Consider the following 26499-nt stretch of genomic DNA (forward strand, 5'->3'; position numbering starts at 1 on the left):
ATTTATTCATAAACTTATTCATTTTCCAATAAGCTTGTGAATAAAAGGCAGGGTTTTCACCCTGCCAAAACACACACTTTTAGAATGAGCCTCGAACACCTACTGCGTAACGAGAGCCATTATCTTCAATTGAATAAACTTGATCTGGGAAGCGACCCACTTGGGTAAGCTCTTCCTCAGTCACGTTGATACCTTCAAAGAATACTGAGAAGTTTTCATTGATGTCGTAGCTAGCGCTCACATCCCACTGACCGTAAGTTTCAGTAGTCACCGGCTCGCCAGTAGCACCGCCAACAGACGTGTTATCAAGTGCAAACAAGAATGACTCTCTGTTATTGAATGCAACACGGGCTTGGAACGCGTCACGCTCATAGAAAACAATGAGGTTTTGCGAATCACCAAGGCCTGGTAAGGCAAACGTTTGTGCAGTGTCGCCGCTAACACCTATATCACTGTTTACTACAGTCGCGTTCGCAGTAACACCGAAACCGTTATCCCAAATGTGAGTTAGCGCAATTTCGTAACCGTTAACTGTTGCTGTTTCACCGTTTTGAGGACGAGTAACGGTATAAACCTCACTCTCGCCGTTCAATTCTTCAGTCTCTGCAACCACATCGCGGTCAGGGTTTTGCGCGTCTAACGATAAACCTTCAGCACAGTTTGCTTCAGCACAACGATAGCCGTTAAGCGGGCTTCTATCGGTCATTGAATAAATTTCATTACCCGATAGCGTTACGATAAAGTTTTGAACGTCTTTGCTAAAGAATGCAAAAGAGAAAACTGAATCGTCACTGTAATACCATTCAAACGATAAATCCCAGTTCTCTGCTTCAAAAGGTTGAAGGCCTGGGTTACCGCCACTCGCCTGCAAGTTCTGTCTACGCGGCTCGTTAAATGTTGTCGCTGGCGACATTTGTGCCATTGTTGGACGAGTTAGCGAGTCGTAGCGAGAGAAGCGAACCAACATATCTTCCTGCACTTCCAACTTCACGTTCAAGCTAGGTAGCAAGTTTGAGTACGACGAGGTACCGGTAATGTCATTGGCCGGAGCAAATCGATTCGCAAACAATGTTAAATCGGTAGTAGGGACAACATCCGAGATGAACGCTTGTACTGCTGATACTGCAACGTCGGTTTCTTCGTAGCGAGCACCGAAGTTCATAGTAAGCGGCATATCGCCAATGTCATAGCCGAACTCAAATTGTGCGTAAAGCGCCGTGACGTCTTCTTCAATATTGTAGTAGTTTGGCTGTAATGTTGGGATTACTGGCGCACCTTGTGATGCTAAGAAGTCAAGGTATGCATCACCGTCGTAGGTGTACCATGTATCAATTAATCCGCTGAAGAAATTCTGTGCAGTAAACGGACGGATATTTAATGCATCAACTGGCGCAGGTGTTGCGTAACCACAGAATGCGCATTGTGAACCAAATTCTTGGTAAACATACTTCTCACGCTCAGATAATAAAATACCGAAGTCAGCTTTGCGGAACACATCTGAGTCAGACATATAGGTGAAGTCTGCTTTGTACTCAGTCACTTCATCTTCAGTCGCTTGGGTATTCCCTAAGTCATTGTAGTGAAGACGGTTAAGAGAAATGTCAGGTAGTTGGCCATTACCAAAACCATCGTGTGCAACCGTTGGTGTACTGCCAGTTCCGTCAAACGAGTAGTTGTTAATAATACCGACAACGTTAAAGCGACCTTCGCCTGCAATGTCGTTTTCAGCTGTTGAATTAGAAATATCGAAGGTTGCTGATAATGCATCACTTACTTGCCATTCAACGTTGATACCGAAGCCTTCAGTAGTCACATCACGAACGCCACGGCTTGATGATACAAAGTCAGACGCTGGGTTACCGCTTCCTTGGTGTAGGTCAATTTCTTGAGTGAACTGTATTGCAGTTCCATTATCAGAAATTTGTGCAGAACCTACGCGATCAGGCTCAAACCATGATGCTAGATCTGTCACTTGCGAATCTACTTCGAACTTAGACACAAAGCCGTCTAAAGTAATTGTTACGTCATCTGAAGGCGCGTATTGCGCAACAAGTGAAACGTTAGTACGTGTTCTGTCTTGCTGATCAACAAGTTGATCCCAGTTTCGAGGAAGGTATACGTTATCCGCAATAATGCCATCATTTCTGTTAGACAGAGTAAGACCTGGACGCCAGCCTGCAGTTTGAATACGATTTATTTGTACTTGGCGTTCTTGATGTGAAGCGGCTAATAACAACCCGACTTTATCGTCGGCAAAAGTATTACTCACTAAGAATGACGCTTGTGGAGCAGTTTCTTCAGAAAGGCTTTCGTACATGCCTTTCACCATACCAACCGCTTGGAAACCATCGTAGTTAAATGGACGAGCGGTAGAGATATTAATTGTAGAGCCGATACCACCAGATTGCAGGTTGGCAACAGCACTTTTATAAATACTTGCGCCTGTAATTTGATCAGCAGCAAGGATATCAAAGTTAAAGGCACGACCAGCTGCATCAGTTGCTAGCTGACGACCATTCACTAAAACGGTGTTGAACTGTGGGCCAAAACCACGAACTGTTACTTGCTGGCCTTCACCACCGTTTCTGTCTATCGACACACCAGTGATACGTTGCAACGACTCTGCAACGTTAAGGTCTGGAAATTTGCCTAAGTCTTCAGCAGCAATGCCATCGGAAACGGCTAGGTTTTCTTTCTTGTCGGCCATTGCGCGTTTTAAACTGCTAACAATGCCGCGCACTTCAATAATTTCAACGGGTGCATCTTTTACATTTTGTGACGCAGAATCTTGCGCCAACACGATGGGCGAATGCAGGGCAGCAGCGATAGCAACACCCAATAGGGAGCGTTTTGCCATTGGGCTGAATTGTGATGTGTTTGTTTTATGTGTCACTGTGTTTTCTCCGTGAGTAGGCTACGTATTAACGTATTTTTCACTCAAATTACGTTTTAGTGCGCGCCTTTCGAGCTTGTTAACATTACTTTTACACATTAAGTGCTATATTTTTCTAATTTTAATTTTGTAACATTATGAAAAATATACGCTAATTTTTACAAGGCAACAGGTGAAACGTTTACCTTGTTTTCAATACTAGCACAAAAAGACAATGTAATTACAATGTTATAAAAACTTTTTTTGTATAAAAAAAGGACATCTTATTACAACGCTTTATTAACATTTGGAAAAATAAGGAGTTTTAGTTACAGCGAATTCGATCTACAGCTTCTTTCCAGCCACCATAGGCTTGATCCCGTTCTGCTTTTGATAAACGGGGAGTAAAAACTCTGTCGCTTTTCCAGCACTGGGTTAAGTCATCGATGGAGTCAAAAATACCGTGTTGCAAACCAGCAAGGAACGCTGCGCCTAATGCCGTAGTTTCAGTGACCTCGGGTCTTTCAACTTCTGCACCTAGCACGTCAGAAAGAAAGCCCATTACCCAATCGTTTTGAGACATACCGCCATCTACGCGAATATTGGTAGGCCGCGCGCCATCACTTTCCATGGCTTTTTGAAGATCTTTGGTTTGATAGCAAACCGATTGCAAGCCTGCTGCGACAATTTCACTGATACCCGTATCTCGAGTAAGACCCAAAATTGCGCCTCTGGCATCCGGATCCCAATAGGGAGCGCCTAATCCAGTAAAGGCGGGTACTAAGAACACGCCGTTGTCTTGTCTTGCACGCTGCGCTAATGCCTCAGATTCTGCGGCATCGCCAATCAGCTTGAGACCATCTCGTAGCCACTGAACTGTGGCTCCGGCCATAAAAATACTGCCCTCTAGTGCATAAGTGGTTTCACCATTAATGCGATATCCAACTGTAGTAAGCAGTCTGTTTTTAGACTGAAGGGGAGTGTTTCCTGTATTGAGGATCATGAAGCAACCTGTACCGTAGGTGCTTTTAGCCATCCCCTTTTGAAAGCATGCCTGCCCTACAAGCGCCGCTTGCTGATCGCCGGCTACACCCTGTATAGGAATGGCTTTTCCTAAAATATCCTCGTTTATTACGCCGTAGTCAGCGGCGCAATCCATTACCTCTGGTAACATGCTGCTAGGAATATTGAAGCGCTCTAGTAAACGTTTATCCCATTGCTGCTTATTAATATCAAATAGCATTGTGCGCGAGGCATTAGTGGCATCAGTCTTATGCGACTGACCATCGGTTAATCGCCATATCAAGTAGCTGTCTACCGTGCCAAACAACAAGTCTCCGTTTTCAGCCTGTTCTCTTGCACCTTCTACGTTGTCTAAAATCCACGCCACTTTTGTGGCTGAAAAATAGGGGTCTAATAGAAGCCCTGTGGTGGAGTTGATATAAGAGACAAACTCCTCATCACTGCTCAAGTCTCGGCATTGCAAAGCGGTGCGTCGGTCTTGCCATACAATGGCGGGGTATACGGTTTTACCTGTCGACTTGTTCCACACTAATGTGGTTTCACGTTGGTTGGTAATGCCAATTGAGGCAATATCCGATGGCGCAAGTGAGCACTTTTTAAAAACATCTTTAAGAGTAAATAGCACGCTTTCCCAAATTTCCTCTGGCTCGTGCTCTACCCAGCCGTCTTTAGGATACTTTTGCGAAAATTCTTGTTGTGCGACAGCTTCAATCTTGCCACTAGAAGAAAAAATAATACTGCGAGAACTGGTTGTGCCTTGATCAATGGCAAGAAGATACTTACTCATGCTGTCACCTTTGAAAATAATTTTCATAGAGTTTGCATCATTTACTTCTATTTAACAATGCTGCGTTTTCGAAAACGAACATTATGATGTTCGAACGAACGTATGAACTTACATTGGAACCACGTATACTATTAAAGTGGCATGTACAGGCAGCAGTAGGGTGACCTACTTTAGGGAGCATAATGAACCAAACACAACGACACGAAAAAATAATCGCGCTAATAAAGCAACACGGTTTTATGTCTATTGATGATTTAGTGTCTAACTGTGCCGTTACGCCTCAAACTATTAGACGAGATTTGAATCAGCTTGCTCACACGGGTGTGATCAGTCGTTATCACGGTGGCGCTGGATTAAATCGCAGCTGGGAAAATACGCCCTATCAAGAGCGCAAGACTCAAAATAGCGATGTAAAAGAAAAAATTGCCGACGCAGTCGCTGCTATGATCCCAGATGGGGCGTCTTTATTTATCAATATAGGAACGACCACAGAGTTAATTGCCACTAAGTTACTCAACCACAGCAATTTACACGTTGTCACCAATAACATTCACGTTGCCACAATTTTATCTGCAAAAGAGGACTTTTCAGTCATTATTGCTGCTGGTGAAGTACGCTATCGAGATGGTGGTATCATTGGTGAGGCTACCTGCGATTTTATCAGCCAGTTTAGAATGGATTATGGCATTATCGGTATCAGCGGAATTAGCGCTGATGGCGCCTTGCTCGACTTCGACTTTCGTGAAGTAAAAGTATCTCAGGCCATTTTAGAGCATACTCAGCACGTTATTTTAGCCGCTGATTACAGTAAGTTTGAGCGCCGTGCAATGGTTGAGCAGGGTCATATCTCTCAAGTTGACTGCTTGGTTTGCGACCAAGCACCACCGCCAGCGATTAAAAAAATCATAGAAGAAAATAACATCAAATTTGTGAAAGCATAGCTATCGAGCTATTGCCTTTCCATCGTGTGCCACTCTAATTATTAGCAGTAAATAGACTCACACTGGTTCATCTACTTTTTCTTTTAATGTTCGTTTGTGTTCGTTTTGTGTTGACATGGTTTCTTTTTGGTTGTCAAATGAGCACATAGGCGATTCGTTCTTAAAGGGTAAGTGATGAGCAAGAGTAAAGAAGACAGTAACATTGTTGATGTATTAGTCGTTGGCGGGGGCGTAAACGGCGTTGGTGTTGCACTAGATGCAGCGGGTCGTGGGCTGTCAGTCACCTTATGCGAAAAAGGGGACCTTGCAGGCGCAACGTCTTCGTCGAGCAGTAAACTGGTACACGGTGGTCTTCGCTATCTTGAGCATTATGAATTTCGCCTTGTCAAAGAGGCGCTTGCAGAGCGCGAAGTGCTACTTCAAAAAGCGCCGCATATAATGTGGCCATTGCGCTTTCGCTTGCCCCATCAAAAGCATTTACGCCCAGCGTGGATGATAAGAATCGGCCTTTTCCTTTACGACTCTCTTGCCAAACGTAACTTACTTGCCCGCTCTAAAAAGCTTATAACGTCAAGCAAAGGGCCGTTAGTCAAAGATATTTCTACGTGCTTTGAATACTCAGACGGTTGGGTGGACGATGCGCGCTTAGTGGTGTTAAACGCTATAGCAGCGCAAGATCAAGGCGCTACCATACAAACGCGCACTGAGTGTGTAAGTGCTCAGAAAGAAGGGGCACTGTGGAACGTTGTTTTACGCAACGATCAAGGTAAAACGTTTACTGTGAAAGCGAAGTCGATTGTTAATGCAGCAGGGCCTTGGGCGGTATCGTTCCTCGACAGATTGGTGGATATTAAAAACCCTAACGCAATGCGCATGGTCAAAGGCAGTCATTTTGTTGTGCCTAAACTATACGACACCGATGAGGCCTATATTCTCCAAAACAAAGACGGTCGCATTGTTTTTGTTATTCCTTACGAAGAAGACTTCTCATTAGTAGGCACTACGGATGAAGATTTTCAAGGAAACCCATTAGATGCGGCGATTTCACAGGAAGAGACCGACTACCTAGTGGATGTAGTGAACACCTACTTTAAAACAAAAATTACTACCGACAATATTGTTCACAGCTACAGTGGCGTTCGTCCGTTGTTAGAGGAAAAAAATGCATCGGCGCAAGAGCTTACCCGAGATTATAAAGTTGAGCTTAAAGGTGAAGCAGGTGAACCTGTTTTACTCAACATATTCGGTGGCAAAATAACCACCTATAGAAAATTAGCTGAACATGCGGTAGATAAGCTGGTGTCTTGTTTTCCCCGCGCGAAAAAAGCGTGGACAAAAGAAGTCCCTCTTCCTGGCGGCGCATTTTCTGATAAAGCCTCGCTAAAGAGCGAGCTGCAATCTAGCTATCCTTGGTTATCAGCTTCAGTAATCGAACGTTATGTTCGTCAATACGGACTGCTTTGTCACAAGTTCCTGACAGGCGTTTCGAATGTCGACGGCTTGGGTCAAGATTTTGGTGCGAAGCTATATCAAGCTGAAGTAGATTATTTGATAAGTTTCGAATGGGCGCAAACGGTGGAAGACGTGCTATGGCGTCGTACAAAGCACGGTTTGCGTCTTAGTGATGCACAAAAGCAGGTATTGTCTCACTACATCGAGGGTAAAGTAACATCACTGCAGCAGCGCAGTGAAATGCGAGAAATCGCGTGATCTAGTTTTAAATAAGTTTAAATCAGGTTCAGATTTGATGCAGTCTAGGCCGAGCTTAGGTCCAAAGCAGACTAAGCTCAGGCCCCGTATCGAAAAAGTTACTACCACACTCAGACAGAACCTCGCTCTCAATCACTTTATCTTTTGGCTTAAGCGGCCGATAATCATCTAAATAAGCAAATTGTAATTTGCGGGCATAAGATGGTTATTAGGCTAGAAAAATGAAAAAGCGACAAGATAATTTGCGTTCAACCGCATTCAAACTATTAACGGTAGTGGTATTTGTTGGTGTATTGGTTTTTTTTATAAATAACTTATATACCGGTGAGCCCGATACCACGCTAACGGCATTTTCAAAGCAAGCGCAAAAGTTTGAGCGCCACACCATCTCTTCTCATTATCAATGGCGAGTTCGCCAACCTACCTCCATGATAATGCTTATACACTTTGATGACACTGGCAGTGAAATAGACAGAAAGCCTGTCAGAATGAATCATAAAGGGTGGCCATCAGCACAGGACAGCGACGAGGGATGCGCAACTGTGTGGACATCGTTGGTGGGAAGTCCACTCAGGGTAGATGGCTTTAATGTAAAGGCGCGCTTTTACTCTACGGCTTCAAATGATGAAGCAGTTAGAAGAAATGATAACGAGTATTGGTGCCGTTACAGTATAAGTAAAGGTAGTGAATTCGATTACTTTCCAGGGTTGGGTAAAGTAACACAACCTCAACTTTAGGATAATAATAAATAGCGCATCTATTTGTTATTCATACACAATTAGTCTACTTTCTTTAAGTGACGGTATATCTTGTCATTGTCGTGCGGTATGGTTACAAAATGCCAGCGGCACCATTTACGTATAAGAAGGTATATGCTTACTCGACTCTTCTCTTCAGCAACAAAGAGCCATACTCATTTAGTGGGTATGTCTATTAGTGCGTCTGCGCTTCACGTTGTCGCTATTGATATATCGGGAGATACGCCTTCACTGCATTCCTCTACATCGCACGCGCTTGAAGAGGGAATGGCGATAGGCGAGCAGCTCAGTAAGCACCTTGCCTCCTTTGACAAGCTTCATTGCCACGTGGCCATCGCGATAGAGCAGGACGCCTACCAGTTAGTACAGACTGATAAACCCGATGTGCCAGATGAAGATATACGCACCGCATTACCATGGACTATCAGTGAGATGGTTCCCTTTGATGCATCGAATATGGTGCTTGATTACATAGACTATCCTGCTGCCTCAAGAGGCGGGAAGAAGAAGGTAAATGTCTTTGTAGCAGAAAGAGCGCCTATGGCTGATATTGTCGCCGCGTTAACTAAGCTAAAGGCGAAAGTGCTTACTCATATTCATGTGAAAGAAGTACTCGCTACATCTATGATGCCCGATGATGAATATGCCCGTTTGTTAATAATACAAGAGCCCGACAGTGAACCCTTTTTGCTGATTGTTCGCTCCCAAGTCATTTGGCTTGCAAGACGACTAAGAGGCTTTGTGGATAAAATGCAGGGGCAGACAGACATGACGCGGTTTAGCGATGCGTTAGGGTTGGAAATTCAGCGCTCAATGGATTTTTATGAATCACAGCTTAAGCAGCCTCCGCTAAAAGAGGTACTGTTTAAAACCCAATTCGATTGTGCGCCAGTTATTGAGCAATTAAAACCTTTCCAGCCAGCCGCAATGGCGCCATTTAAAACCGATTTGTTATTTTCCGATGTGGTGCATTCAGATAATCATTTCGCTTTGGCCAGTGCATTAGACTTGTTGGGTGAATGTCAATGAAACAGAGCGTTAACCTTTATCACTCCTCGCTGTTGCCAAGCAAAGAGCGCTTACCGCTTAGCACCGTGCTGTGGGTGAATGGCATTGCGTTATTGTTACTCTCAGTACTCACTGTTGGTATGGGCCAGTTTATAGCGCTAAAGCAACGAAAATCAGACGACGTTGCTGCGTCAGTCAAAGCCATTGATAACGATATCAATACGCTAACTGATAAGTTAGCGGCGAAGCGAGATACTCAATCTCTGCAAAAAGACCTAGATACACTGCGCGTGAAAGTTAAAAACCGTGAGCAGCTTCTGGACTATATGCAAACCGGTGAGTTGTCTTTGCGCACAACACAATATCAAAATGTAATGGATGACTTGGCAAATTTTCATAATCCGAATCTCTGGCTAACGTCGATTACCATCACACGTGATGAGCTTCGTTTAACGGGTAATACGATAAAGCCGTCAGCTATTCCACAGTGGTTACAGAAACTGCAGGGTTCAACCTTCTTTAAGGGCAAAACCTTTTCCACGGTAAAATTTGAGAATGAGAGTGACGATAGCGATGTGAAAACATTTACCCTTTCAACTGACTTTGATGGAGAGGCTGATGACACAGTGGCAAAAGCTCTCTAGCGCTTACGCTCAACTTCAGTTAAGAGAGAAGCAGCTCATTTTTTGGGTTGGCTTAGCCCTTATTGTGTATTTATTTTTTTGGTTTGGTATTTCCCCTCAATTAGACAAACTTTCCCGTTTAGACAAAGACATTGTGCGCAAAGAGAGTCAGCTCAGTGCGCGGGTTATTCAAAAGGATGCTCTCAATCAAGCGCTTTCTATGGATTACGCGGCGAGAACAAAGCGCGAAATAGATATTGAAAACAAGAAGCTTCTCGAGTTGGATACCCAATTAGCCGCGTTAAACGATGGCTTTGTTGCTGCGGATAAAATGCCTGAGTTGCTCATTACCTTACTCAATGAGCAAGGCAACGTGAGAATGGTGGAATTTAATGTAGCGCCGAGACAAACCGTGCAGTTTGGCGACGGGGAATTGCAAAGCGTGGCGTTGTTTAGACATAACATGACGCTGAAAATAGAGGGTAGCTTTTTTAACTTGCGAGACTACTTGGCAAGAATTCAGGCCTCTGATGAAAAAGTGGTTGTCACTAAATTCCGCTATACTGTAGAGGTATACCCTAACGCTATCCTCACATTACATTTGGCAACGGTAAGTAATAATGAAACCTTTATCTCTTTGTAAAAGCTGGCTGCTGATAGTGTTAGCTGCCTTATTTTCAATGCCAGCTGCTAGCCAAGTTGACCCTACTAAACCGGCCATTTCTGGGGTGTCACAAAGGGCAACAAATGATGAGCAAGATGGAGCGCTTAGGCTTCAGTCAATTTTAAAGCGACAAGACAGTTTTACCGCCGTGATTTCCGGTCGGTCTTATCGTGAAGGTGATTCAGTGGGCGACCATCGCATCGTTAAAATTAATCCTAAAGATGTGGTTCTTGATGACGGACGACAGACAATGACGTTGAAAATGTATTCCTATGAAATTAAAAAATAACTTAGCTTCAACAGCAACATTACTTTTACTTGCTCTTGTTATTGCAGGCTGTCAAACCTACGGAGTGGGCGATGAAGTTAAGCCGCACATTCGCGACGAGCTAAGCGCTTCAAATAAGAGCGCTCAACCTGATGCCACAAAAAGTGCTTCAACGAGGCGAATGTCTCCCTCGCAGCTTAACAATGAGTTACTCGCTGGCGTAGAGCAATTTCAATTATTACCTGCTGTATCGCAGCAAAATACATTCGATGTTTCGGCAAACGCTATTGAAGTTCGTCCGTTTTTTGATGCCTTAGTGACTAACACACCCTACAGCGTGGCGGTTCACCCTGACGTGTCGGGTCAAATAAGTCTCACACTAAAAGAGGTCGCGCTGAGCGAAGTCTTAAAAATTGTTTCAAGAATGTACCCACTAGATGTGTTTTTAGAAGGAAAAGTTGTTCAGGTTATGCCTGCGCAACTTAAAACCGAATCAATTCCTGTTAATTTCCTAATGATTAAACGCTTTGGCGTATCAAACGTGAGCGTTATCGCCGGTGGAGTGAGCGAGCAAGATCAAAATAATGGTAATCAGAATAATGGCGGTTTAAACGGCATCAACGGCAACAACAATATCGGCGGTAATGGTCAAGCAGGAATGATGGGGCAAAACGGGATGGCTGGAAATAATATTCAGCAGCTCAATGGCTCGAATATTCAGACCACCAGTGAAAATGACTTCTGGAAAGACCTAAAAGAGGCGCTAAAAGTGCTGGTAACACCTACAGGCGGACGTCACGTTGTGGTGTCTCCTCAAGCTGGGTTAGTCACTATCAAAGCGCTGCCTAGCGAGATTGCGGTGGTGAAAGATTTTCTTACTCAAAGTCAGGAAAGTCTGCAGCGACAGGTTGTGCTGGAGGCGAGAATTATTGAAGTTACTCTTAACGATGGTTATCAACAGGGTGTACGATGGGATCGCATCGCGAGCGGCCTGACAGGGAGTCTTAATTTTGGTCTTAGTGGCGGCAGTGTTGCCACAAATTTTGCTGCAAATACCGCGGCGGGTATTAACCCAGCCATCAATGCAGTAAATGGTATTGGCAATAGTATTTCAACTGACATCGGTGGTGTATCCACCTTGCGTATTTCTCGAGGCGACTTCGACGGCGTAATCAACATGCTGCAAACCCAAGGTGATGTGCAAATGCTCAGTAACCCCAGAGTGACAGTAACAAACAACCAAAAGGCCGTAATAAAGGTGGGGCAAGATGAGTACTTTGTCACCGATGTGTCTACTAGTGAAGACTTAAACGCTACCGGGACGCAAAATGAAAATGACATCGAGCTTACCCCGTTCTTTTCAGGTATTGCTTTAGACGTTACACCGCAAATAGATAAAAGCGGTTCAGTTATTTTACATGTTCACCCCTCGGTAACGCAGACTGCAGAACAAACAAAAGTTATCCAGGTAGGCGACCAGCAAATTCAACTGCCCTTGGCGCAAAGTAATATAAGAGAATCAGACACAGTGATCCGAGCTCGCGACGGCGAAATTGTGGTTATTGGCGGCCTTATGGAAACAGTGACCAACGAGGAAGAATCTAAAACGCCATTTTTAGGGGATATTCCTGTGTTGGGCAATATGTTTAAAAATATTGCTAAAACTCAGACTAAGCGAGAGCTCGTTATTCTTCTTCGCCCTTCCGTTGTGCAGCCTGATTCGTGGGAAAAGCAGCGAATGCGCACTCAGTCTTTATTAGACAAGTGGTATCAAAACTAGCTATGTATAAGGACTTTTTTCACTTCAACGAAATGCCGTTTTCGCTTACGCCGAATACCGATTTTTTCTGTGCGTTAGCACCGCATAATGAAGCGCTAAAAGTTATCCTCACCGCGCTAAGTATGTCCGAAGGTTTTATAAAAGTGACTGGCGAGGTAGGGACGGGAAAAACGTTACTGTGCCGCAAACTTATCAATCATTTATCAGACCGATTTGTGGCGTGTTATTTGCCAAATCCGTACTTGTCTCCCGACGAATTGCGCATCGCTTTTGCCAAAGAGTTGGGAATTAAAACGGGCAAGACGAAAGAGCGGGTTAACCTGCACAACAATATTGAAGAAAAGCTATTGAGCCTAAAAGCCGAAGGGCGTCAGGCAATTCTTATTATTGATGAAGCACAGGCGTTAAGCTGGGATTCGCTGGAAATACTGCGACTGTTTAGCAATTTAGAAACTGAGAAAAGCAAGCTGCTTCAAATCGTACTCTTCGGACAGCCAGAATTAAATGACAATCTTGACAACCAAAGAGTGAGGCAGATTCGCCAAAGGATAACCTTTTCTTATTCGCTGCGAAAAATGACCCGCGCTGAGATAGACTATTACATTGGACACCGATTAGTGACAGCAGGCGGTGATGAAGGGCTGATCCCTCGGTATTTGCGCCCTTTCGTTGCGTTTACAAGCTCAGGTACCCCGAGATTAGTGAATATCGTATGTCATAAACTCCTTCTCTCTGTGTATGGAGAAGGAAAGAAGGCGGCAACATCTAAGCATTTGGTCAGCGCTATTTTGGACACAGAAGACTGCAGACGACGGGTACTGCCTCAAAAGCGTTTATTTTTTCTCTCTCTTGCGCTCGTTGCAGCGCTGGGCACTTGGCAAATGACGCTAGGTGGCTTATGAGTATTTTAAACAACACGTTGAAGTCCCTTGATGATAGAAACCAAGAAAGTGATTTTGGTTTACCGCCCACTGTGCAGCTTCGTAAGTCTTTTTCTATACGCAAAGTATTCGCGCTAATTGCAGTGCTAGTTTTGGTGGTGTGGTCGGCACTTTACTCTATAGGTGATAAGCCAGAGAGTTCGCAAAATTCAACGGCTTCCAAAGAGCCTTCTGTAAACGCATTTGAAACGCCTTCCAAAACCGCTTCTGAAGCTATTCCCAAAACGGCTTATGACACGTCCGATTCGTCGCCGAGTGAAGGCATGCAGAGCGTGCCTTTATCTGATAAGGACAGAGCACTGCTAGCTCAATCTACGCCGGTCGTTGAACAAGTGTTTGAACAAGTGCCTGATCAGTTAGAACAAAGCGCTTTAGAAGAAAGCCAAGCAGGGCAGTCAGCCTTTGATGATGAGGCCGAATATAGAAAGGCCAGAGATACAGCGATTCAAGAAGAAAGGCTAAAAGAGGCCGCTACCCAAGCTAAGGGAAGTGTAAAAGACATTAAAACGGCCACTGCTGATAACAATGCGGATGATAAAGACGCTGTTAATAATAATGTTGCTGATAGAAAGAGAACGACAACAAACAGCACGGTAGTAAGCAGCAAACCCGCAATAACACCTAAAACCCAGAAGCAGCAGAGTGCGGTTCATTTAGACGCCGGTTTAAACGCTTATCAATTTGGTATGTTTGAAGATGCCGAACAGAATTTTCTACTGGCTCTTCAGGTAGAGCCTAAAAACCTTGAGGCCCGCAAGCAACTTGCCGCCTTATACTTCGGACAAAATAATATTCCAATGGCGCTGTCTGTTTTATCAAAGGGGGTGAGCATTGAGCCTCAAAACCTCATGTGGCGAGAGCTAATGGGTAAAATTCTTATCGCAAAAAGTCGCTTCGAAGAAGCGTTAAGCGTTATGCCTGAAGCATTTAACCAACAGGCGGTGAAAGAGCAGCGCAGCGACTATCTCATTATTATGGGTACTGCCGCTCAAGCAATCAATAAGCCAGAGGTTGCGATATCCGCATTCTCTGCCATGACGGCTTTACAGCCACAAAATGGGAAGTGGTGGCTGGCCTTAGGGGCTAATTACGACCAGCTAGGGCAAAACGGAGAGGCTATTAATGCATTTGAAGCCGCACTTGCCCAAGGGGGCGTTTCTCCTGCCTCTAAGCAGTATGTCATCGAAAGGTTGAATGCATTAAAGGAGGTACGTTAATGCAACCACGGTTAAAAATGCGATTAGGTGACTTACTTGTCCATGAAAATATCATCACAAGCGAGCAGCTTAACCAAGCCCTGTCAGCACAGCGAAGCACAGGGCGTAAACTGGGCGACACATTAATCGAGCTCAATTTTATTAGCGAGCCACAGTTATTACGCTTCTTAGCACAGCAGCTAAATGTACCGTTTTTAGATATTTCCCACCGCAATATTACGCCGGAACATGCTCAGCTTTTACCGGAAACCTACGCTCGGCGGTATCGCGCGCTGGTAATTGAAGTAGACGATAAAACCGTACTGCTCGGTATGAGCGACCCTACTGATCTAGGCGGGCTTGATCAGTTAATGCCCCTATTTGAGCCACGCACTGTTGAGCTGGCTATTGTGCAAGACAATCAGATTGTTGAGGCATTCGACTCGGTTTACCGTCGTACACGGGATATCGCTTCATTTGCAGAAAAGCTTCATGAGGAATACGAGGACGATGTTGAATTCGAGCTATCTGCGTTAGATGACAATACGTCTGACGCTACGGTAGTTAAATTACTGCATTCTATTTTTGAAGATGCAGTACAGGTGCGAGCGTCAGATATCCACATAGAGCCTGATGAAAATATATTGCGCATTCGTCAGCGCGTAGATGGTGTGCTGCAAGAAAACACCTTAGATCAGGTGAAGATTGCGTCGGCGCTCGTTCTGCGTTTAAAGCTGATGTCAGGTTTAGATATCTCAGAGAAGCGTATACCTCAGGACGGCCGTTTTAATATTAAGGTAAAAGGTCACACCATAGATGTGAGACTCTCAACCATGCCGGTGAGCAACGGCGAATCGGTAGTAATGCGGTTATTAGATCAATCCGCAGGGTTGCTTACCCTTGATCAAACCGGAATGCCCGACGCAATGGTACGCAAATTTCGCGCTGCCATTCATCGCCCACATGGGATGATTTTGGTCACAGGTCCAACGGGGTCCGGTAAAACGACCACATTGTACGGCGCCTTAAGCGAACTGAACAAACCTGATTTAAAGATTATTACTGTTGAAGACCCCATTGAATACAGGCTGCCTCGAATAAACCAAGTACAAACTAACGCCAAAATAGGGTTGGATTTTGCCTCTATTTTACGGACTACGTTACGTCAAGACCCAGACGTTATCATGGTAGGTGAAATGCGTGACCAAGAAACCGTGGAGATAGGCTTGCGGGGCGCACTAACAGGCCACTTGGTATTAAGTACGCTACACACCAATGATGCAGTAACCAGCGCCATACGTCTTATCGATATGGGAGCGGCACCGTATTTAGTTGCTACTTCACTACGAGGTATTGTGGCTCAGCGGTTAGTAAGGCGCATATGCGAAAACTGCAAAACTACCAGCGCCCCGAGTGTTCAAGAGCAAACATGGGTTCGGTTCTTAATGCCCGAACTTGAAAACGCAACCTTTTACAAAGGTAGCGGGTGTAACACCTGTAATCATACCGGCTACAAAGGGCGAATTGGTGTATTTGAAATGCTGGAAATGAACGAAGATATGATGGAGTCCCTGCGAGAAAGTAACACCCAGGGCTTTGTTGATGCCACAAAAGCGAACAAAGATTTTACACCGCTTTCTCATATGGCGCTTGATTATGCCGCAGAGGGTAAAACGTCTCTTGATGAAGTGTTTAAAGTGGCGGAGTTCGTGCCAGAGGTCATTAATCACTGATGCCACAGTTTGAATATGCTGGTAAATCTGCACAAGGTGAACCTATAAAAGGTTTTATTGAAGCTGCCTCTCAACAAGGTGCAGCGCAGGCATTGCTGTCGAAAAAAATTGTGCCATTAACGATACAAGAATCGAAAAAACAGTCATCCAGCTCAGGGCTTAATGTTGATGTAAGTGCGTGGTTTGAGTCTAAGGTTGGCATTGATGAGATGATCATATTCTCTCGTCAAATGTACTCTTTATTAAAAGCGGGTATCCCTATTATTCGAGCCATTAGAGGGTTATCTGAAAACGCATCGCACAAGCGTTTTCAAGCAGTATTAAAAGATATTGCGGAGCAGCTTGAGCAAGGAAGAAGTCTGTCATCGGCTATGTCTAAATATGAAAATATCTTTTCCAGACTGTCTATTTCTGTTGTGGTAGTCGGGGAAAATACGGGTAAGTTAGACGATGTGTTTCTGCAGTTGGCCCTTTACTTTGAAAGAGAGCAGGAAACACGCAAGCGTATAAAATCAGCTCTGCGGTATCCCACCTTTGTGATTATCGCGTTGGTTATCGCCATGTTTATACTTAACCTTTTTGTAGTACCTGTTTTTACCCAAATGTTCGCAAGGTTCAATACTGAGCTGCCGTTGATGACGCGAATACTAATTGGTACTTCAGATTTATTTGTTAACTACTGGTGGGTGATGCTGGTGGCCCTTGTTGGTGGAATAATTGTGGTGAAACAGTACCTTGATTCGACTAATGGACGGTTGAAATGGGACAAATTTAAACTAAAGTTGCCTATTGTTGGTGGCATTATTGAGCGATCATTGTTGTCACGTTATAGCAGAAGTTTTTCAATGATTCTGCGTGCAGGTGTACCGCTAACCTCCGGTTTGTCGTTAACTGCGGATGCTGTTGATAATGCTTATATGCGTACCCGTATTATTGAAATGCGAAAAGGCATCGAGAAAGGCGAGAGTTTACTGCGGGTTTCTAAATCGAGTGAGCTGTTTTCAAATTTAGTACTGCAGATGGTTGCAGTAGGTGAAGAAACCGGTCGTCTAGAGCCGCTCCTTGATGAAAGCGCAGACTATTACGAGCGTGAGGTAGATTTTGATTTAAAAAGCCTCACTGCAAAAATTGAACCTATACTTATAGGGTTCGTAGCGGTGATGGTGTTAGTGCTAGCGCTAGGTATCTTTACCCCAATGTGGGACATGATGTCAGCGGTAAAAGGCGGCTAACATGATTAATGCTCATGCGGTCAAACGGTAAGTGAAAGTGGCGCGAAGCGGGCTTTTTAACTTCATTACCATTGGTATTTTATTAGTGCTGGTGACGATGACGTATGTCAACCACATGATGCCTGTTTTAGAAGAAGCTGAAACGGTAAAAAAAGAAGCGTTATTAGGTAATTTTCAGCGCATTGCTATGCAAGCTAGAGCGCAGTGGATAAGAACAAAAAGCTCACCTGTTTCTATTTATGAAACCCAGGTGGGCCCCAGCGGCACGCTGTCACAAAATAAACACGCTGCAACGAGTATGGCCATGAATATAAATGGTTGGCCAGTGGGTTCAGCGAAAGGCAGCAGTAACCCGTGTGACTATTTACTTTCGCTAGCCGGGGATGAAGTTGGCAGTGAGATGCACAGTAAAACGCGTAAGCAAAATGGCTTCTTACTGTGTGAGTATTTTATCGATGAGCAACCGTGGTTTACCTATAGCGCTGAGAGTGGCGCAATGAGAAATCACTATTCATATTAATGTTGGCGGGTTACCGCGAAAAAAAGAGGGCGTGGCAGTGAAACAACAAGGTTTTACACTTATTGAGTTGATCATTGTGGTCATTATTTTGGGGCTACTGGCGGCTACGGCATTACCTCGTTTTATTGATGTTACCGATGAAGCGCGAGAAGCCAGTGTTGAAGGCGTTGCCGGTGGCTTTGCTGCCGCTGTAGGGCTAGTACGCGCGCAGTGGGAAGTGGAAGGTAGACCAAATGGCAATAACGGCAGTGCCAACGGAACAGCTATCACTTATGACCAAACCCCAGTGGGCGTTGATGGCACAGTGGGCTACCCAACGGGCAGTGCCGCGGGCAATACGCTGATAACGTCGGTAGACGTTAACCAGTGTAAAAACGTGTTCGACTTAATACTTCAGTCTGCACCTACCAATACCACATCAACTAATGATGCTGTTATTGCAGATTTTAGGTATGCAGTGCGTATCGATGGCTCAGGCGCAAATACGATATGTAACTATTATTTGGTGCAGTCTATGGGGCTACCCAATAACTCTGCGCCAGCTGACGGTGTACCAGATGGTACAACAAACGATGGATTTACTTACAACCCGGCCACTGGTCAGGTAACTGTTTTTTAAATAACGCATAGGACGTTAAATTATGCAAAAAATATCAAAGCAACAGGGTTTTACCCTAATCGAACTTATCATAGTGATTGTTTTACTTGGCATCCTTGCGGTTACCGCGGCGCCAAAGTTTTTAAACCTACAAGATGATGCCAGAGATGCAACATTAGAGGGCATAAGAGGTTCACTTGAAACTGCTGCGTCTGTCGTCAATGGCAAAGCATTGATACAAAATGTATCAGGCACAGCAGCTACCCCCGCAACTGTAAACCTAGGTAACAGTGTCACTGTTACTGCTGTAAATGGTTATCCACAGGCGATAGTAGCGAACGTCAATGCGCTTATCGATTTTGATGCAGGTGAGTTTGGTGTCGTTGCGTTAGCTTCTGGCACTGACGTACTGGTTTATTCAACGGGCTTCGGGGAATATAGTACTACGGCTCCAGATGCTGCAACATCGGCATGTTCGGTTGTGTACTCAGATTCAACTGGCTCGGGGGTACGTCCAGTGATCACCGTTAACACGTGCGTTCAGTAATGTGAAAAAGTTAGGTTTTACACTTGTAGAACTTATCATAACCATACTGGTTATTGGGGTGCTGGCAGCTACTGTCGCGCCCCGATTTTTAGGCAACGACAGCGAAGAGGCTACCGCCCTTCGAGATAGAACGTTGCACGTAGTGCGCAACATTCAGCTACGCGCCATGCAAAATGTCAACGATACTAGCTGTGTTAAAATCACCCCATCTACGATAGCGCCGCCCGCAGGGCATGACTGTAGTAATGCTGTTTCTACTGCATTTGATCGCGACCAAGTTGTTAATGCCCCTTCCGGTTTTTCATTTCAAACTGCTGATGAAAGTAACGCGGCTTTTACGCAAATTCAATTCGATAATATGGGAAAACCAAGCAATATTGCCTGTAATACCCCGTGTGAAATTCGCGTAAAGAATGTGGCGGTATGCCTACAGCAAGAGGGCGCGATATATGCGTGTTAACTCTTTAGTGGCAAGTCGCGGATTTACCCTTCTTGAGCTGATAATCGGTATTGTTGTTTTTTCAATTAGTCTTACCGTTGTACTCTCCCTTATTGCGCCGCAAGCAGCACAAACGGCTGAGCCTTTACGGCAAGTCAAAGCAGCAAAGCTAGGTCAGTCATTGTTAAATGATATTTTAAGTCGCTCCTTTGACGAAAACAGTGACAGAAGCCCGCCTTTTGAAACCTGTAACCAAAAAGGAAACTGTTCTACTACTCTAGGCCCTGAAGAAGCCAATGAGAGCGACTATGACGATGTAGATGATTACAACGGGTTTACACTTGCTGACGTTGGAGGCATTTATGCAAGCTACAGTGTGAGTGTAGTGGTTGAATATGACAGCGATTTGAGCGACAGCACGGCAAATGACGGTGAAACGTTTAAGCGCGTGGATGTTGCGGTAACCGCGCCCGATGGTCAAACCTATGGATTTAGTGCGTATAGGGGCAGCTACTAATGAGCGGGCCTTCTTCTCAAAAAGGTTTCACCCTCATCGAGCTAATCCTAGTGATAACTATTTTGGGCGTGATTAGCGCATCTATCGCTCAAGTTATTTCACTAAGTGCGCAAATATATGTTACCGGTGCCGAGCGCACAAGATTAGTCTCTGAGGCTAGGTTTATCATCCTTCGCCTCGAAAAGGAGCTGCGAAATATAGTGCCTAACTCGGTTTCCTACGACCCAACGCTTGGCTGTTTAACCTATTACCCAATAAAGCAAAGTGGCACTTATGTGGATGATGCGTTCGACAACCCCATGCACGTGGTGGTGTTTAACAGCACGCTTGCTGTAAACGACACGCTGGTGGTATATCCAACTAACCCACAAAGTGTTACCGATAATGGCCGTACGATAGATGCTATCAACAGTTCCGCCGATGCCCCTACAAGCGTAAATCAACACGATATAACCCTTAATACACCAGTAAATCAAACGTCACCGGGTAAGCGCTTTTTTGTACCTGAAGCTCAAGTTTCTGTGTGCAAAGCGACCACCACCGCCGGTGAAGCGTTAGTAAGAACCCAAAGCGGAACCAGTGGCCTTATTGCCACCAATGTGTCCCAATGGAGCGCGAATATTAGTACTGCAGGGTTACAGCAAAATGGCTTAATAGAGTTACAGTTAACCCTTCAGGCACGCGGCGACGAGCCCCTTTCAATATTGCACGAGATTCACTTTCCCAATGTTCCCTAGCCGAAGCGTATTGGCGCAGCGTCAACCATTACCCCAAAAGCAGCGTGGCTCTACGATTGTAGTGGCGCTTGTTATAAGCATCGTGCTTTTAGGGTTGGGTATTGCACTTTCCAATCAGATTTCATCTACCGTTCGCCAGCAGTCCATCGAATATTACGGTGCAAGAGCTTACCTAACGGCGCAAAGTGCGTTGGAGGTAGCTATATTCCGGGTTGTCAGCGGCGGCAATCCACAGTGCAGTGTGGTCACTACACCAGTGATATTTAGTACCACGAATATGCAAAACTGTTCGGTAAGCCTCTCTTGCGAGGTTGAGATTAATGTTGATGAGCCAGAGGTGGGCGGCGGTGCAATAAGAGTTTACTCTCTTGGCGCTCTTGCTGCTTGTAGTAGTGGTCAACTCAATACGTCCCGTGAGCTTTTAGTAGAAATAAGGCAAGAAGAATGATGTACACCAAATTTCAATTGGCTTTGCGTTTGGCAGCCACGCTGACAGTTTTATTTTGCTTTAACGCTTTTTCGGTGCCTCAAATTGAGGGGCGTTTTATTGAACTGCAAAATACCTACAATAAAGCAGAGTGGACAACGATCAGTTTTTCTCAAGTGTACGACGAGCCGCCAGCAGTATTTATGCTCTCTACAAGCCAAGGGTCAAATCCTGCTATTGTGAAAATTCGCAATGTAACACGAACCGGGTTTGAGGCTTTGCCCCTTGAGCCGTCAGGTGAAGATGGCCCTCATATCACAATGGGGGCGCACTATCTCGCCATTGCCTATGGCGTTCATGAATTTCCAGACGGCGATATTGTGGAAGTGGGTAAGATGCAGCTTGGGCCCGACACCATACAAGCCTCACCCAAATCGCCCTGGTACGGGGTAGGGGGGCTGACAGGGTCAGATGAGTCCCGTTATGCTGAGGTGCAATTAGAGACTGATTTTGGCGAACAACCAGTGTTTTTTCACTCCATCCAAACGCTTAATAACCAAATAGACGTCAATGGAAAAAAACCGCCCAATGAGCACTTGTTGCCCTACTTAACCATTGCCGCCAAATACGATGCGGTGGGGAGTAATTTAACACCTGCGATACCGCAGCTCGATATGGCGTACTTTATCGCGCTGGAGGCGTCTGAAACTGAATTCGGGCCTGTATCTAGGGATGAAACCGTTGCCTACCTGGCAACCACAGAAGGTTTTGGACGCAGCTTTTTTGATGATAGTGGCAAAGAAGTGGAGTGGGAAGCTGACTTTGCTGAAACGCGAATAAAAGGTTGGAGCGATGGCTGCTTTCGCAACAACTTTAAAAATAACTATTCGCAAACGCCATTAGTAGCAGCAAGTAAAATAAGTAGAAATGGCAACGAAGGCGGCTGGTTGAGAAGTTGCGCAGTGAATAACAACCTTTTAGGCCTAAGAGTCGATGAAGACAGAAGCGAAGATAATGAGCGTAGGCACCCTGAAGAGGATGCCAGCATTCTGGCGATGACCTCAGAATTTGTGTTTAGTGGAAATCTTCCAAGCTGTGATGTTGCATTCCCCGGTGCGCTAGCTACCTTTGGCGGTAGCGATATCTTTCTGTCTTCTCGTTCTCGAATTATCGATGAAAACGATGGGGCGCTAACCACATTTGATTTACGAACTGATGCTAACGGGCAGGGTAATAATTTACCGGATTGCGGCGTGAATGGTCGAAATTGCTTTGCTACCAACACCGATGCGTTAACCGATTCACAAGCCAGAGCTATTCCAACCCTTGATATTCAGGACACTGGACCCGAGATAGGCACTACGCTAGCCGGCGATTACTTTTTCAAACGCCAAACGGTGGTCATTGGGCCAGGAGATTATAATGTTGTTGCACCTACGAGAATTTATATTGCCGATGCTGGTGGCGAGCTTCCCACGCTTCTCACCATCGCCTCGGCTTCGATTAATGTAGAAGATGGCGCATATTTGGCGATTTATGTTGACGGTGACGTCGTCATTGATGGCGCAAACCCCAATGCGCTAATTCTGGCTAAAGGGCAAATTAGGTTTACCAATGTGCTAAGCGGTAACCTTGTAGGCCGATTTACCGCAGGTGCTGGGATTACTACTGATGACACATTGCTTCTCACTGCGAATAATGTGCCTACTGCTATCCCCGGTATATGCGGACGAGAAGTGATAGAGGTGCTTAACCATTACCGTTTTGAAATGGCCGATAACAAGGGAAGCAGTTGTGCAGCAAAAAGCGTGACGCTTAAAGCATGTGCTGACGTCGACTGCAATCTTCTTTATTCCCAACCCTCTACAGTCGGCTTATTGCCAGCGTCGGGTAACAACTATACTTGGTCTCCCACCGATAACGTTTCATTTACTGGGCAAACAAGCCTTAATATCGAAAGCTTAAAAGGTAACGATCCGGTTTTAGCGACCTCTGGCGAAACACCATCCTCACAGCTGCGCTGTTTTATTGGCGGTAAAGAGGTGACACTGGGGAGCTGTAAAATAGATTTTAAAAAAGATGGTATGGTCTTTAAAAATATCACCGATGGTAACGATGTTATTGTTTCTCAAATTTCCGGTAAGCCATCAGATGTTGGGTTTAATAAAAAGACGTATGCTGTTGAAGCCTGTGAAGCTTCCGATTTACTGCGAGACAATGAAATTGAAGTAGACATGAACTATAACTGCTCAAGCAGCGGCAACTGTTCAAATCAAATGCTTGTTAGTAACAATAACAAAGACTATACACTCGGTCTCTCACCAACTGCCGTGCCGCTTTTATTTAATAGCGACTCACAAGCCATCATCACCGTGCAATACCCCGATGCTGGTGAGGTATCCCTGTCAGCAAGTATAGCCGGGCGCTCAGGTGTGGCGGGCTCGTCAAATCTATTTACGGTAAGGCCATTCGGCTTCGCTACTCGTATTTTAAATAATGCTAAAACAGGCCCAAATGCGAATGCATATGCGTTTTCTGCTAACGACTCTTTGCTCGCGTTAACCGGTGAAGAATTTGTGTTGGAGCTTCGAGCCACCCAATGGGTAGAGGGTGAAGATACCAATGAAGATGGCATACCTGACGATTTTAGTGTTCTCGATAACAATATATCGGCTGAGCATTTTTCTGGCACTGTATCTTTAACACCAACCGCAATTCTGCCCGCAGCCGGCGTTACTGGCAATTTAGCGTTATCAGCATCAAGTACAGGGGGGACTGCTCAAGTAGTATTTAACGATGAGCCTGTTACAACCGTAGGGCTTAACTACGATGAAGTTGGCACTATTGGGATTAATGCAAGGGCGCCGTACTTAACCAGTACTCTAGTTCAGGGGCAAATAGAGAATGTTGGTCGTTTCGCTCCAGCAAACTTCGCACTGACGGGGAATGTGGATGCTGCCTGTGAAGTTGGCCAGAGTTTCACCTATTTTGATCAACCCATTTCAAACGTGTCTTACACGCTTTCAGCACTTAATCACAATGGACAGCGCACAAGTAATTATCGAGGGGGCTTTGATAAGCTATTCGGGCTAGAGATGGTCATTGAGTCTGATGGCGTGTTACTTAACCGTTTAGCTAATGTAGATGCGATAAGTTGGCCGCAATCAGGTGCTACTGGGGAAATTAACTTTACCGACACCGACATTATTTTTACGCGCCTTGGCAGCGCTCAGTTGGACGGGGCGTATACGAATACTTCGCTGGTATTGAATATTGAACGTGGGCAATTAGAAAATGCCTTGGTTAACGGCAGCACATGCTCAGGAGTCTGTTTGGCAACTGTTGATGCAGGCCTCGACTTTGCCTACGGAAGAGCCACGCTGGTGAATAATTACGGCAGTGCTAACGAACCATTACTACTGCCTTTTTCTACCCAATATTTTGATGGTCAAGACTGGCGTGTAAATGCGAATGATAGCTGCACAGCGTATGATCACACTAGGGTTAACGATGCATCAAGCGACTTAGTCACTGAAAATTCAGGCACATTATCGCAGGGAAGCTATGTGTCTGGTGAAGGTATTCGAATTACTTCGCCTAATGGCGAAGGTGAATTCTTTGTTACCTTTGATACCCCGCCGTGGTTACTGTGGGATTGGAGTAACAACGACGTGGCAGATGAACCACCCTCGGCCACGTTAACCTTTGGTGTGTACCGAGGTAATGACAACATTATTTATAAGCGCGAGAAAATAGGCAACTAGTGCACATGTTTATTCATGTCCTTATACACGCTTAGACAATTTCACCCTTTGATAAGGCAGTAGGTTGCTTATCTTTATACAGTAGTGAGTTTCCTACTACGGTTATGTGTTATTGTCGTGACAGTGCTGCGCTGTAACAATGCTGCGTGACATATGGCAAACATATTGGTTTCGCATTGATTTGATAAAAAATGAAGATATTTTAACGGTAACCATCGGCATTGCTTGCCGAAAATTGCCCCCATTGTTAAAGTGTGCGAAATTACATTCGACTTCACGTTAAAGCGTCGCCATCTCATCCTTGCAAATACGCGTTAACATAAAAACAGGAATACACTCTTCATGTTTAAAAAGCTTCGAGGCATGTTCTCTAACGATCTGTCCATCGACCTCGGAACAGCTAATACGCTGATTTACGTTAAAGACCAAGGTATTGTTCTCAACGAACCCTCAGTAGTTGCTATTCGACAAGAACGTGCAGCAGGCCCTAAAAGTGTGGCTGCAGTAGGTGCAGAAGCAAAGCGTATGCTAGGTCGTACGCCGGGTAACATCCGTGCAATCCGCCCTATGAAAGACGGTGTTATCGCCGATTTCTACGTGACTGAAAAAATGCTTCAGCATTTCATTAAGCAGGTTCACGACAATAACTTCATGCGTCCAAGCCCGCGGGTGCTCGTTTGTGTACCTTGTGGTTCAACTCAAGTTGAACGTCGCGCAATTAAAGAATCGGCCCTAGGTGCCGGAGCGCGCGAAGTGTATCTCATTGATGAGCCGATGGCAGCGGCTATCGGTGCGGGCTTACCAGTGTCAGAAGCCCAAGGTTCAATGGTGGTTGATATCGGTGGTGGTACTACCGAGGTTGCGATTATCTCGCTTAACGGCGTGGTGTACTCATCGTCTGTGCGCATTGGCGGTGACAAATTTGATGAAGCAATCATCAACTACGTTCGTCGTAATTTTGGCTCGCTTATCGGTGAGGCAACAGCAGAGCGTATTAAGCACGAAATTGGCGCGGCTTACCCTGGCGAAGAAGTACGTGAAATTGAAGTACGTGGACGCAACTTGGCCGAAGGTGTGCCTCGTGGTTTCACACTTAATTCAAATGAAATATTAGAAGCACTTCAAGAGCCGCTTACGGGTATCGTTTCTGCGGTCATGGTTGCATTAGAGCAATCTCCACCAGAGCTTGCATCAGATATTTCCGAGCGCGGCATGGTGTTAACCGGCGGTGGTGCACTGTTAAAAGATTTAGATCGATTGTTGATGGAAGAAACCGGTATTCCGGTGGTTATTGCTGACGATCCACTTACTTGTGTAGCGCGTGGCGGTGGTAAGGCATTCGATATGATTGACCTCCATGGTGGCGACTTGTTTAGTTACGAGTAAACAGGTAAGGCAACCTTAAGGTTGCCTT

General features: G+C 45.1%; 23 protein-coding genes. 21 read left to right on the top strand and 2 right to left on the bottom strand.

The annotated features are described in order from the left end of the window. Positions 1-79: 79 nt before the first annotated feature. Positions 80-2857: a TonB-dependent receptor gene (locus tag GTQ48_RS10370; RefSeq protein WP_163106681.1), complete on the bottom strand. Its 2778-nt coding sequence runs from the start codon at positions 2855-2857 to the stop codon at positions 80-82. Between the two features lie 340 nt (positions 2858-3197). Then, complete coding sequence (gene glpK, locus GTQ48_RS10375; RefSeq protein WP_163106622.1) at positions 3198-4682, bottom strand: glycerol kinase GlpK; 1485 nt, start codon at positions 4680-4682, stop codon at positions 3198-3200. 182 nt (positions 4683-4864) lie between these two features. On the opposite strand from glpK, the gene GTQ48_RS10380 reads away from it, so the two are divergent. The 21 genes from GTQ48_RS10380 (at position 4865) to GTQ48_RS10480 (ending at position 26471) form a co-directional block, all read left to right on the top strand. Continuing rightward, a complete protein-coding gene (locus GTQ48_RS10380; protein ID WP_163106623.1) occupies positions 4865-5623 on the top strand; it encodes a DeoR/GlpR family transcriptional regulator in 759 nt (252 codons plus the stop codon). 174 nt (positions 5624-5797) lie between these two features. After that, positions 5798-7333: a glycerol-3-phosphate dehydrogenase gene (gene glpD / locus GTQ48_RS10385; protein WP_163106624.1), complete on the top strand. Its 1536-nt coding sequence runs from the start codon at positions 5798-5800 to the stop codon at positions 7331-7333. 221 nt (positions 7334-7554) lie between these two features. After that, positions 7555-8070, top strand: a complete 516-nt coding sequence (locus tag GTQ48_RS10390; RefSeq protein ID WP_163106625.1) for a hypothetical protein — start codon at positions 7555-7557, stop codon at positions 8068-8070. A gap of 135 nt (positions 8071-8205) precedes the next feature. Beyond that, positions 8206-9120, top strand: a complete 915-nt coding sequence (locus tag GTQ48_RS10395; protein WP_163106626.1) for a type IV pilus biogenesis protein PilM — start codon at positions 8206-8208, stop codon at positions 9118-9120. Further along, on the top strand, positions 9117-9743 hold the full coding sequence (locus tag GTQ48_RS10400; RefSeq protein WP_163106627.1) for a PilN domain-containing protein: 627 nt from the start codon (positions 9117-9119) through the stop codon (positions 9741-9743). Before GTQ48_RS10395 ends, GTQ48_RS10400 begins: the two co-directional genes overlap by 4 nt. Beyond that, positions 9718-10365, top strand: coding sequence for a type II secretion system protein GspM (locus GTQ48_RS10405; RefSeq protein WP_163106628.1), 648 nt, complete (start codon positions 9718-9720; stop codon positions 10363-10365). Before GTQ48_RS10400 ends, GTQ48_RS10405 begins: the two co-directional genes overlap by 26 nt. Then, entirely contained in the window at positions 10343-10675 is a 333-nt protein-coding gene (locus GTQ48_RS10410) for an agglutinin biogenesis protein MshK (protein WP_163106629.1), read from the top strand. The genes GTQ48_RS10405 and GTQ48_RS10410 overlap by 23 nt, the downstream gene beginning before the upstream one ends. Beyond that, the gene (gene mshL, locus GTQ48_RS10415) at positions 10659-12434 is read left to right on the top strand and encodes a pilus (MSHA type) biogenesis protein MshL (protein WP_163106630.1); all 1776 of its coding nucleotides are present in this window, start codon (positions 10659-10661) and stop codon (positions 12432-12434) included. Before GTQ48_RS10410 ends, mshL begins: the two co-directional genes overlap by 17 nt. A gap of 2 nt (positions 12435-12436) precedes the next feature. After that, a complete protein-coding gene (locus GTQ48_RS10420) occupies positions 12437-13336 on the top strand; it encodes an ExeA family protein (protein WP_163106631.1) in 900 nt (299 codons plus the stop codon). Further along, positions 13333-14592: a tetratricopeptide repeat protein gene (locus GTQ48_RS10425; protein ID WP_163106632.1), complete on the top strand. Its 1260-nt coding sequence runs from the start codon at positions 13333-13335 to the stop codon at positions 14590-14592. Before GTQ48_RS10420 ends, GTQ48_RS10425 begins: the two co-directional genes overlap by 4 nt. Further along, positions 14592-16304: a GspE/PulE family protein gene (locus GTQ48_RS10430; protein WP_163106633.1), complete on the top strand. Its 1713-nt coding sequence runs from the start codon at positions 14592-14594 to the stop codon at positions 16302-16304. The genes GTQ48_RS10425 and GTQ48_RS10430 overlap by 1 nt, the downstream gene beginning before the upstream one ends. Beyond that, positions 16304-17536 carry a type II secretion system F family protein gene (locus tag GTQ48_RS10435; RefSeq protein ID WP_163106634.1) on the top strand — a complete coding sequence of 411 codons (1233 nt, stop codon included), beginning with the start codon at positions 16304-16306 and terminating at the stop codon, positions 17534-17536. The genes GTQ48_RS10430 and GTQ48_RS10435 overlap by 1 nt, the downstream gene beginning before the upstream one ends. Positions 17537-17567: 31 nt before the next feature. Then, entirely contained in the window at positions 17568-18056 is a 489-nt protein-coding gene (locus GTQ48_RS10440) for a hypothetical protein (RefSeq protein WP_163106635.1), read from the top strand. Positions 18057-18087: 31 nt separating this feature from the next. Next, complete coding sequence (locus GTQ48_RS10445; RefSeq protein ID WP_163106636.1) at positions 18088-18675, top strand: prepilin-type N-terminal cleavage/methylation domain-containing protein; 588 nt, start codon at positions 18088-18090, stop codon at positions 18673-18675. 22 nt (positions 18676-18697) lie between these two features. Further along, complete coding sequence (locus GTQ48_RS10450) at positions 18698-19201, top strand: prepilin-type N-terminal cleavage/methylation domain-containing protein (RefSeq protein WP_163106637.1); 504 nt, start codon at positions 18698-18700, stop codon at positions 19199-19201. A 1-nt stretch (position 19202) separates the two neighbouring features. After that, positions 19203-19661, top strand: a complete 459-nt coding sequence (locus GTQ48_RS10455; protein ID WP_163106638.1) for a prepilin-type N-terminal cleavage/methylation domain-containing protein — start codon at positions 19203-19205, stop codon at positions 19659-19661. After that, positions 19651-20157: a prepilin-type N-terminal cleavage/methylation domain-containing protein gene (locus GTQ48_RS10460; RefSeq protein WP_163106639.1), complete on the top strand. Its 507-nt coding sequence runs from the start codon at positions 19651-19653 to the stop codon at positions 20155-20157. Before GTQ48_RS10455 ends, GTQ48_RS10460 begins: the two co-directional genes overlap by 11 nt. Next, the gene (locus GTQ48_RS10465; protein ID WP_163106640.1) at positions 20157-20894 is read left to right on the top strand and encodes a PilW family protein; all 738 of its coding nucleotides are present in this window, start codon (positions 20157-20159) and stop codon (positions 20892-20894) included. The genes GTQ48_RS10460 and GTQ48_RS10465 overlap by 1 nt, the downstream gene beginning before the upstream one ends. Next, positions 20884-21342: an agglutinin biogenesis protein MshP gene (locus tag GTQ48_RS10470; RefSeq protein WP_163106641.1), complete on the top strand. Its 459-nt coding sequence runs from the start codon at positions 20884-20886 to the stop codon at positions 21340-21342. The genes GTQ48_RS10465 and GTQ48_RS10470 overlap by 11 nt, the downstream gene beginning before the upstream one ends. Beyond that, positions 21339-25085: an H-type lectin domain-containing protein gene (locus tag GTQ48_RS10475; RefSeq protein WP_163106642.1), complete on the top strand. Its 3747-nt coding sequence runs from the start codon at positions 21339-21341 to the stop codon at positions 25083-25085. The genes GTQ48_RS10470 and GTQ48_RS10475 overlap by 4 nt, the downstream gene beginning before the upstream one ends. Positions 25086-25427: 342 nt before the next feature. Then, positions 25428-26471 (top strand): rod shape-determining protein, encoded by a 1044-nt coding sequence (locus GTQ48_RS10480; protein ID WP_032094811.1) that lies wholly within the window; start codon positions 25428-25430, stop codon positions 26469-26471. The last annotated feature ends 28 nt before the right edge of the window (positions 26472-26499 follow it).

Origin of the sequence: Alteromonas genovensis (assembly GCF_010500895.1) — a bacterium.
In the GTDB taxonomy this organism is placed as follows: Bacteria; Pseudomonadota; Gammaproteobacteria; order Enterobacterales; family Alteromonadaceae; genus Alteromonas; species Alteromonas genovensis.